Annotated in this window: 7 protein-coding genes; 1 reads left to right on the top strand and 6 read right to left on the bottom strand. The window is 68.7% G+C overall.

What is annotated here, in order from left to right:
* Positions 1-1,057, bottom strand: a 1,057-nt coding sequence (locus AC6EI8_RS19925; protein WP_498382688.1) for a tripartite tricarboxylate transporter permease, incomplete at its 3' end; no start/stop codon positions are given.
* A gap of 10 nt (positions 1,058-1,067) precedes the next feature.
* On the bottom strand, positions 1,068-1,529 hold the full coding sequence (locus AC6EI8_RS19920; protein ID WP_006578403.1) for a tripartite tricarboxylate transporter TctB family protein: 462 nt from the start codon (positions 1,527-1,529) through the stop codon (positions 1,068-1,070).
* A gap of 505 nt (positions 1,530-2,034) precedes the next feature.
* Between AC6EI8_RS19920 and AC6EI8_RS19915 the strand changes: the two genes are divergently transcribed.
* On the top strand, positions 2,035-3,765 hold the full coding sequence (locus tag AC6EI8_RS19915; protein WP_498382687.1) for a potassium/proton antiporter: 1,731 nt from the start codon (positions 2,035-2,037) through the stop codon (positions 3,763-3,765).
* A gap of 8 nt (positions 3,766-3,773) precedes the next feature.
* Here AC6EI8_RS19915 and AC6EI8_RS19910 read toward each other — a convergent pair whose 3' ends face one another.
* From AC6EI8_RS19910 to AC6EI8_RS19895, 4 genes are all read right to left on the bottom strand, one after another.
* A complete protein-coding gene (locus AC6EI8_RS19910; RefSeq protein WP_498382686.1) occupies positions 3,774-6,668 on the bottom strand; it encodes a hypothetical protein in 2,895 nt (964 codons plus the stop codon).
* A gap of 225 nt (positions 6,669-6,893) precedes the next feature.
* Complete coding sequence (locus tag AC6EI8_RS19905) at positions 6,894-7,922, bottom strand: Bug family tripartite tricarboxylate transporter substrate binding protein (protein ID WP_149317837.1); 1,029 nt, start codon at positions 7,920-7,922, stop codon at positions 6,894-6,896.
* Between the two features lie 136 nt (positions 7,923-8,058).
* Positions 8,059-8,517, bottom strand: a complete 459-nt coding sequence (locus AC6EI8_RS19900; RefSeq protein WP_149317838.1) for a DUF2214 family protein — start codon at positions 8,515-8,517, stop codon at positions 8,059-8,061.
* A 217-nt stretch (positions 8,518-8,734) separates the two neighbouring features.
* On the bottom strand, positions 8,735-9,955 hold the full coding sequence (locus AC6EI8_RS19895) for a CaiB/BaiF CoA transferase family protein (protein ID WP_149317839.1): 1,221 nt from the start codon (positions 9,953-9,955) through the stop codon (positions 8,735-8,737).
* Positions 9,956-10,203 lie beyond the last annotated feature (248 nt).

Below are 10,203 nucleotides of genomic sequence, written 5' to 3'. Positions count from 1 at the left end.
GCGGGTTGCTGGTCATGACCTGCGGACCCGGCTGGATGTTGTGGATCGTCATCGCACCGACCATCAGCGCCATCACCGCGTTGGGCGGAATGCCCAGCGTCAGCAGCGGGATGAAGGAGGTCTGCGAAGCGGCGTTGTTGGCCGACTCGGGACCCGCCACGCCTTCGATCGCACCCTTGCCGAACTCGTGCGGATACTTCGACGACTTCTTCTCCAGCGTGTAGGCCGCGAACGAAGCCAGCGAGGCGCCGCCGCCCGGCAGGATGCCCAGCGCGGAACCGAGCACGGTGCCGCGCAGCACCGCCGGGATCATGCGCCTGAAGTCTTCCTTGGTCGGGAACAGGTTGGTGATGCTGTCGGTGAAGGTCTCGCGCTTTTCGCGTTGCTCCAGGTTCGCGATGATTTCCGCGAAGCCGAAGATACCCATCGCCACGGCCACGAAGTTCAGGCCGTCGGTCAGTTCCGGCACGTCGAACGAGAAGCGCGCCGCGCCCGAGTTCACGTCGGTACCGACCAGGCCCAGCAGCAGGCCCAGCACGATCATCGCGATCGCCTTGACCAGCGAGCCCGAGGCCAGCACCACCGCGCCGATCAGGCCCAGCACCATCAGCGAGAAGTACTCGGCGGGGCCGAACTTGAAGGCCAGTTCCGACAGCGGCGCGGCAAAGCCGGCCAGGATCAGCGTGGCCACGCAGCCGGCGAAGAACGAGCCCATGCCCGCGGTCGCCAGCGCCACCCCGGCGCGGCCACGCCGCGCCATCTGATAGCCATCGATGGTTGTCACCACCGAGGACGATTCGCCGGGCAGATTGACCAGGATCGCGGTGGTCGAGCCGCCGTACTGGGCGCCGTAGTAGATGCCCGCCAGCATGATCAGCGCGGCCACCGGCGGCAGCGTGTAGGTGATCGGCAGCAGCATCGCGATGGTCGCGAGCGGTCCCAGGCCGGGCAGCACGCCGATCAGCGTGCCGAGCAGGCAGCCGAGGAAGGCGTAGGCCAGGTTCTGGAAGGTCAGGGCGGTCGAGAAGCCGATGCCCAGGTTGGTTAGCAGTTCCATCTGGCGCTCCTTAGCCGGTAATGAAGGCCGGCCACACCGGCATCTGCAGATTGATGCCGTAGACGAAGGCGCCCATGCTGATCAGCACCAGCACGATGGTGTTCAGGATCGCGCCGCGCCAGGTGAACTCGTGGCTGGCCATCGAAGACACCAGCACCAGCACGATCACCGACAGGACCATGCCCAGCGGCTTGAGCAGCAGGCCGAACAGCACTACCGAACCGAGGATCCACAGCAACAGCTTGATATCCCAGCGGGCCAGTTCATCGCCCTCGCCCTTGCTGGACATCGATCCGATCAGCACCAGCACGCCCAGCAGGGCAAGCACGACGCCGAGCCAGAACGGGAAATACCCCGGACCCATCTTCGCGGCGGTTCCCATCGAATAGCCGCGAGCGACCCAGGAAAAGCCGAATCCGACCAGGATGAACATCAGGCCGGAGGCAAAGTCCTTTTGGCTACGTATGCGCAAAATGATTCTCCTCGATTTGACAAAACTGGCGCTTGCGGTGCTGTGAGCCGCGCGTCGATGCGCTGGTCTCATGGCGTCGCGACGGGCCGTTGCAGCGTTTGTGCGGTGCAACGAAACCACGCGCGGCACCCTCCCCGTCCGCAGGCAGGGGGAAGGTAAGGGGGCCACCTTTCAGCGACCTTTCAGATGTCTGCAAACTTGGTCAATGTGAGGGTATCTCCCTAGGTCCGCGCAGAGGCGGTCCCGCGCATCGCGCGGGACGGGGATGCGCCGGGCCAAGGGGGGGCGACATGGCCGTCGGCTATCATCGGCGGCGCGGCGGCCGTCATGCTGCGCTGTCACGCCTGTGCGCCTCTGCGCCCGCAGCGCCGCTGCACCAGTGCCCAGTGCGTCAGTGCGTCAGTGCGTCAGTGCGCCAGTGCGTCGTGCGTCGTGCGTCAGTGCGCCGGTGCGTCGCCGCGTGGTTGTCTCCGCCTCCTCCACCGTAATCGTTGCAAGGGCCAGTTTGGAAAGCATTGAACACGTGATCCTGATCGGCGCCGTGGTGATGTCCCTCGGCATCGTCGTCGGCGCCTTCTCTTCGCGCATCGGCGTGCCGTTTCTGCTGGTATTCCTGCTGGTCGGCATGCTGGCCGGTGTCGACGGCCCGGGCGGCATCCGCTTCTCCAATACCTGGCTCAGCTTTCTGGTCGGCAATCTGGCGCTGGCCGTGATCCTGCTCGACGGCGGGCTGCGCACGGAGTACGCGACCTTTCGGGTCGCGTTGCGGCCGTCGCTGGCGCTCGCCACGGTCGGCGTGTTGCTGACCACCGGGCTGGTCGGCCTGTTCGCGGCCTGGGTGCTCGAGATCGACTGGAAGCTCGGCCTGCTGCTGGGCGCCATCGTCGGCTCGACCGACGCGGCCGCGGTCTTCTCGCTGCTCAACAGCAGCGGGGTCCGGCTCAAGGAGCGGGTCGCCAGCGTGCTCGAGATCGAATCGGGCATCAACGATCCGATGGCGATCTTCCTGACGCTGACGCTGATCGAGTGGATCCATGCGCCGGAAGGGCTGAGCGGTGGCGCGCTGCTGTGGCGGCTGCTGGTGCAGTTCGGCGTCGGCGGCGCGATGGGGCTGGTGCTGGGCTATTGCCTGGCCAATGTGCTGGAGCGCATTCGGGTGGCCGAGGGCCTGCAGGCGATCCTGCTGTGTTCGGGCGGCGCCATGGTGTTTGCGATCGTGCAGACCGCAGGCGGCAGCGGATTTCTGGCCGTGTATCTGACCGGCATGCTGATCGGCAACCGCGACCGCGCCGTGAGCCCGGACGCGATGCGGGCGATGGATGGCATGGCGTGGCTGGCCCAGTCGGCGATGTTCCTGCTGCTGGGCCTGCTGGTGACGCCGCACCGGATCTGGGACGTGGCGGTGCCAGCGATGGCCGTGGCGCTGTTCCTGATGCTGGTGGCCCGTCCGCTCGCGGTCTGGATCTCGCTGCTGCCGTTCCGCTTCAACGCGCGCGAGAAGGGCTTCATTGCCTGGATGGGACTGCGCGGCGCGGTGCCGATCGTGCTGGCGCTGTTTCCGCTGCTGCAGGGCATGCCCGATGCCGGCCTGCTGTTCCGCATCGCCTTTGCCGTGGTGCTGGCCAGCCTGCTGCTGCAGGGAACGACGGTGCCGCTGGCCGCGCGGCTCGGCCGGGTGCTGCGGCCCGCGTATCCCGAGCCGCTGGCGCGCGAACGCCTGCACGGCACGCGCGCACCGGCGATGGACCTGATGCAGTTCGAGGTCGAGCCCGAGTCCGCGGTAACCGGCGTGCGCGCGGACCGCGTCGAATTGCCGCCGCGTTGCCGCCTGATGACGGTGGCCCGCGGCGAGGCGCTGGTGCCGCTCGAGCAGGCCGTTTTGCAGGCCGGCGATACGGTCTCGGTGCTGGCGCCGGCGAGCAGCGTGCCGACGCTGGCCCGGCTGTTCCGCACGCCGGAGCGCGCACCGGCATGGCAGCAGGTGCCGCATGACTTCGTGCTGTCGGGCGACGCGCTGCTGCGCGATGTGGCCGGGTTGTATGGCACGCGGGATCTGACGCCGGGCGAGTATCCGTCGACGCTGGAGGCGGCGATGCTGAACGCCTTCGCCACGCCGCCGGTGGAGGGCGACACGGTCGAGATTGCGGGGCTGACCTTGACCGCGGTGCGCATGGAGGATGGCCGGATCGTGCAGGTGGGGTTGAGGTTGCCGCGGCAGGCCAGCGCAGTGCAATAGCCAGTGAGTCAGCGCAGGGCCCCTATGTTGACCAACTGCTGCACCGTCCAGCCGAGCACGGGGGGCAACTTGCCGCGATAGAGGTTGAGCACGATCTTGCTGACGGGGAGCTTGCTGCCTTGCAGTTGGAGCCTGGAGGGGTCCACCTTGCCGGCATCGCGGGCTTCGCGTGCCTCGCGATGCGGGGCCGGCGCCTCCATGCCGGCGATGCGTATCGCCGAGACCACCCATTGCAGCGAATGGGCGAGGGCATCGAGGGACCGGTGCACCGCCTGGATGTCCTCCCGGTATGGCGCGGCAACGGCGTCCGGCAGATCGCCGGTATCGACGAGCGGCTCGACATATTCGCGCCGTATCCTGTCAATCAGCGGTACGGCGCGCGCCGCCGCCTCGCGCAACGCCAGCGCTTTGCGGCGCGTGGCGTTGTTCGCCTCGATCTCGCCGTGGGGGTTCATCGCTGCCAGCCAGCGCGGCAACAGCGTGCCGGCGCGCTCGAGCACATCGCAGACCGTTTCCAGCATGCCGGCCCTGGACCTGCTGCCCTCGAGCGCGTCGCGCAGCGCCCGCTCGATATCCCGCTTGGCATCCACCATCTTCGCCACCGATCGCTGGCGCAGCTGCGCGATGTTGGCGTCCAGGCGGTTTTCCAGCGCATTGGCGGTTTCGCCGAATGTCCTCGAGGCATGCCGTTCGGCCTGGTCCCATTGCTGCAGGAAGCCGTGTTCGAGCGCCTCGGAAGGGGGCGCTACCTGGCTGTCCGCTTCGGGGTCGTCCATGCCGTGATCGGCCATCCGGGCGCGATACACGTCGCGCAGGCTGGACCATTCCTGCAGAGAGGCGTTCAGCCTGCGGGCGATCTCGACCGCGAGCCGCTCCTCTTGCTGTCCGGTGTCTTGCTGACGCCTGGCCTCCAGGCGCCGGTTGTGCGCGTTCATCAGCCGGCCGGTAACCTGGATGCTGGCCAGGTCGAGCAGCGTCGCGGCCACCGCACCGGCCGGCACGCTGGCGGTCCAGTCCGCCAGCGCGGGATACAGGCCGCGCAACTCCTCCAGCCTGGCTTCGGCCAGCAGGATTTCGCGGCGCACATGGTCCATCACCCTGTGCCGTTCGCGCAGGAACGGCTTGATCGCGGGAAAGATGGTGCCGATCACATCGGGCGGCCCGAGCTCGCCGCTGCGGATGCAGTCGCGCAGCGCATGCACGCCGGCCTGCCAGCGTGTCTCCAGGGGGATCGCTGGATGGCTGGCGCTCTGGCGCAGCGCGTGCATGTGGTCTTCCGCAAAGTCGTCCAGCAGGGCCGCGACGCTGTTGCAGATGTCCGCGATCGGCCAGCGCTGGTAGAAAAAGCGTGCGAACAGCTTGCGGGCGCCGGTCAGCATGGGCCGGTAGTCGAGCGGCACGGCATTGGTTTCGCCTGCATCGAGCGCGGCGGACAGCCATTGGAAGTCGCTGCTGTCGAGTTCGCCCCGTGTGGCCTCGTCAAAGGGGTGCCGATCGCTGGCGCGCACCAGCACGGCGATGGCTGCGGCACGATCATGGCCGTGGCCGAGGTCATGCAGATATTGCAGGTTGCGGGCCACGAGAAATTGCCGCAAATAGGCCGGCGCCGACAATTTCGCATCGACGATGCGCAACAGTCCCGACTCGTCCATGCGCTCGCCGCGCGCGGTATGGCGATCGACTTCCTGGCGTACGGCCTGGCACAGGCCCTTGACGAGATCGGCCCGGATCAGGTCGCGCTGCTTCAGCACCGCGAGGTCGCCGTCCAGCTGCGCGCGCGCCTGGGCACGGCGTTGCATCAGCGCGCGCATGTGCGGCACGTCCTGGTTGAGCGGGTTCCATGCCAGCTCGCCATCGCAGCGGCGCAGCACGTCGTACAGCTCGCGCTCCTTCAGTTCGGCGAGCAGCCTGGTGCGCGCGGCCAGCAGCCCTGACAGCGTGTCGTCGCCAGCGTCGACGGTGTTGCACGCATCCGGCGCCGCGGTGCCGTGCCGGACTGCTTCCCCCTCGGCGTTGCCGACAGCGCTCGCCAGCCGCGACCGCTCCTGGGCGAGGCGGGCTTCGTTCTGCTTCAGGTCGCGCATCAGTTCCCCGTACCGCAGCTCGGCCAGCAGTCCCGCTACCGCGGCTTCCCGGTCGCAGGTCCTGCGTTCGCCGGAATTCATCGCCGCATGCTGGATCGGTCCGGAGCGCAGGCGGCGATCGTATTCGCGCAACCATCGGTCGCGGCCAGCGACGTTGTTCGGGCCCGCCAGTTCAGGGGCGCAGCTGGCCAGCGCGGACTTGAGCAAGGCCGGATCGCGGCGGCGCGCACGCGCGGTCTGCGCCTGCAGCCCCAGCTTCAGCTGTTCGGCGACGTAGGCGCGCGTCGCCGGAAACGGACAAGGCGCACCGGCGCCGGCGGTCTCGCTCAACCCCAGGCTGATGCCATCGAGCATCGCGTACAGCGGTGTCGCCGAGGACGAGGTGGCGGCCGGTGTCATCAGCTCGGCATAGAGCCGTTGATTGGCCCGGTCCACGGACACGGCGCGCCGGAACAGCACGAACACCTGCTGCAGCGCCGCGTGCGACAGATAGGTGCCGCGCTCGATCCGGTCGGCGATCGTCAGCCCGGGCACGCGGTCGCCAGGCAGTGCCAGGCTGGCGCGGCACAGGCGTTCGCGCACCGCGGCGCCGCCGCGCCGCTCGATGGCCGCGATCAGCGCGCGCCATGACGCCTGGTTGCGTGCCGCGTCGGCACTGGTCTTGCCGATACGGAACAGGCGGTGGAACCCGGCGCGCAGCGCCATCCCGAAGCTGCTGCCGAGCTCCAGCGTCCCATCGGCGCCGCACCGCACCTGATAGGTACAGTGCCAGGCGGCAGGGGGCAGCGGCATGTCGAAGTCGATGTGGCCGGCGTTCACGATGTCTCCCTGGTGGTTGTCTCGATGCAGGCGCGCGTCCGCGGTGGCGTGGCATCAAGGTATGGGAGAGACCGCGTCGCAGCTTGCGCAAACATTGTTAAACCGGTCCGCGCGGAAGCCCACCTGTCAAAAAAGGAAACGGCCCGCTGCCCATGACAGGCAGCGGGCCGCGATTGCGCCAGCCGGGTGAATCGACGCGGACGCGTCAGTCCAGGTCAGCCCACGTCAGTCCACCTTCGCGCCCGACGCCTTGACGATCTGCGCGTACTTCTTCAGCTCGCGCTGCACCAGCGCGCCGAACTGCTCGGGCGTGGTCGGCGCGGGCTGGGCGCCGATGCGCGCCATGCGCGCCTTCATCTCGTCGGTCTTCAGGATCGCGACGATCTCGCGATTGAGGCGGTCCACGATGTCGCGCGGCACGTTGGCCGGCGCGAACACGCCGAACCAGGTCGAGATGTCGAAGCTCTCCAGGCCCAGGCCCTTGCCCGCTTCGGCGATGGTCGGCAGCTCCGGCACGGCGCTGGCGCGCGCCGGCGTGGTCACGGCGAAGGCCTTGAGCTTGCCCGCCTTGATATTGGCGCTGGCCGAGGCCAGGTTGTCGAAGATCAGGTCGGTCTGTCCGGACAGCACCGACAGCTGGGCCGGCGCGGCGCCGTTGTAGGGGATATGGACCATGCTGACTTTCGCCAGGCTCTTGAACAGCTCGCCCGACAGATGACCGGCGCTGCCATTGCCGCCGGACGCGTAGTCGAGCTTGCCGGGGTTCTTGCGCGCATATTCGACCAGGTCGCGCACCGATTCGATATGCAGCTCGGCCGCCTTGCCCGGATGCATCACCAGCACGTTGGGCACGTCCGCGACCAGCGTGATCGGCGTGAAGTCCTTGATCGGGTCGTACGGCATCTTCGCGAACAGGGTCGGGTTGATCGCGTGCGTTGCCACCGCGCCCATCACGATGGTGTAGCCGTCGGCCGGTTGGCGCGCCACGTAGTCGGCGCCGAGGTTGCCGCCGGCGCCGGGCCGGTTCTCGATGACGACGGGCTGCCCGAGCGAGTCCTTGAGCTTGTCGCCGATCGCGCGCGCGACGGTGTCGAGCGGGCCACCGGCCGGATAGGGCACGACGAAGCGGATCGGCTTGCTCGGCCAGGCGGCGGCAGGCGGTTGCGCGGCCGCCGGGGCGGCAAACAGGGCGGCGCCGACGGACGCCACAAGGGCGGCCGCGCTCAGCGCGTTGGCGGCGAAGGTCTTGAACATGGTAGCCAGTCAGCAGGTTGGGAATCGGTGGGCGCGGCGGGTCCGCCGGCGCCTCGTATGGTCTTGGTGGTGTTGATGGTCTTCGTGACCCTGGTTGTCTTCGTGGTCCCGTGCTCGGCAGGGCGAGCGCCGGAACTCAGCCGCGGATACCCAGCCCGCGCGCCATCATCACGGCGCACAGGGGCAGCAGGATCAGCAGATGCGCTTCGACCATGACCCAGCGGCGCGCCGCCTTCAGTTCGGCGTCGGACGGCACGAAGCCGGCCTGGCCGGCGGCCTGCGCGCGCCAGCGGCGGAAGCGGAAGGTCGGCGGCAGCGAGCACAGCGCGATCAGCACGAACACCGTCATCTTGGCGTGGAACCACGGGTTGGGCAGGTAGAACTCGACGCCTTTGGCGCCATAGAACAGCCGCAGCAGGCCGGTGGCCAGCGCCGCCATCGCGGAGCCGAAGTACAGCAGATCGTAGATGCCGACCCGGCGCACCGCCGCCGGCGTGATGCCGGGCCGCAGCACCACGGCCTCGGCGACCAGGAAGGTGATCAGCGCGAAGATGGACAGGAAGTGGAGAAAAGCGAGCAAGGCATCGATCTGCATGGGTACTCCGGCTCGGTTCAGGGTGGGGAAGGGGTTGGGGAATCGGTGCGGGCGACGGCCGGCCCCTTGGCCGCCGCCTCGTCATTCATCGCAATACGTCGATCGACTTGTCGATCAACTCGCCGATCGATCCGTCGTTCTACTCGTCATTCCAAGCGTCATTCCAAGCGTCATTCCAAGCGTCATTCCAGGCGTCATTCCAGGCGACATCGGCCCGTCACAGCACGCCCTTGGCCCGCAGCTCGGCGATGCGCTCCGGCGTATAGCCGAGCATCTCGCCCAGCACCGCATCGGTGTGCTCGCCCAGCAGCGGCGGGTGGCGGACCGCCTGCGGCGGCGTGGCGCTCATCTTGATCGGGCTGCCGACCAGCTTGACCTCGCCCGCGCTCGGGTGCGGCAGGTCCACGCGCAGGCCGCGCGCCTTGACCTGGGCGTCCTCGAACACATCGTCCAGCGTATTGATCGGGCCGCACGGCACGCCGGCCGCCTCCAGATCGGCGATCCACTGCGCGCGCGTGCGCGGCTTGACCATCTCGGCCAGGATCGGCACCAGCGTGTCGCGGTTGGCCACGCGCTGCGGATTGGTGGCGAAGCGCGGATCGGCCGACAGCTCGGGCCGGCCGCCGGCCTCGACGAACTTGCGGAACTGCCCGTCGTTGCCGACTGCGACGATGATCCAGCCGTCGGCCGCCTGGAAGGTCTGGTACGGCACGATGTTCGGGTGCGCGTTGCCCCAGCGCTTCGGCGCGACGCCGCTGGCCAGGTAATTGGTGTTCATGTTGGCCAGCATGGCGACCTGCACGTCGAGCAGCGCCATGTCGATGTACTGGCCCTCGCCGGTGCGGTCGCGGTGCGCCAGCGCGGCCAGCACCGCGATGGTCGCGTACTGGCCGGTCATCAGGTCGGAGATCGCCACGCCGGCCTTCTGGGGGCCGCCGCCGGGCAGGTCGTCGCGCTCGCCGGTCAGGCTCATGAAGCCGCCCATGCCCTGGATGATGAAGTCGTAGCCGGGGCGGGCGGCGTAGGGGCCGGTCTGGCCGAAGCCGGTCACGGAGCAGTAGATCAGGTCAGGCTTGACCGCCTTCAGCGATTCATAGTCGAGCCCGTACTTCTTCAGCTGGCCGACCTTGTAGTTCTCCAGCACCACGTCGCTCTGCGCCGCCAGTTCGCGGACCAGCTGCTGCCCCTCGGGCGTGCTGATGTCGCAGGTCACCGAGCGCTTGTTGCGGTTGGCGGCGAGGTAGTAGGCCGCCTCGGCGGTGTCGCGGCCGGACTCGTCCTGCAGCCACGGCGGGCCCCAGGTGCGGGTGTCGTCGCCGGCGCCTGGCCGTTCGATCTTGATCACGTCGGCGCCGAAGTCGGCAAGGTTCTGGGCGCACCAGGGCCCGGCGAGCACGCGGGTCAGGTCGAGAACGCGGAGGTGGCTTAAAGCTCCCATGGGAATATCAGGCGGTATCGGTGAGGCGGCTGGACGGCGAATCGGGCAGGGCGGCGACATTGGCCGGCGGAACGGTCCCGCCGGACGGGCCCGCGGAACCGGGCCGGCAGCACGGGCCCTTGAAGCGGGCCGGTGAAGCGAGCCGGCGAGACGGGTCCGGCAAAACCAGAGGTCACCGGCGCGCAGGCGGGCGGGCCGCCGCCGGCCCGGACAGCCAGCACTGTACCACCGGCGGGTCGCCGGAGGCA

This window comes from Cupriavidus sp. R6-3, from assembly GCF_059772245.1.
The sequence above is the reverse complement of the archived record's forward strand: the minus strand, read 5'-3'. Positions and strand labels throughout refer to the sequence as shown.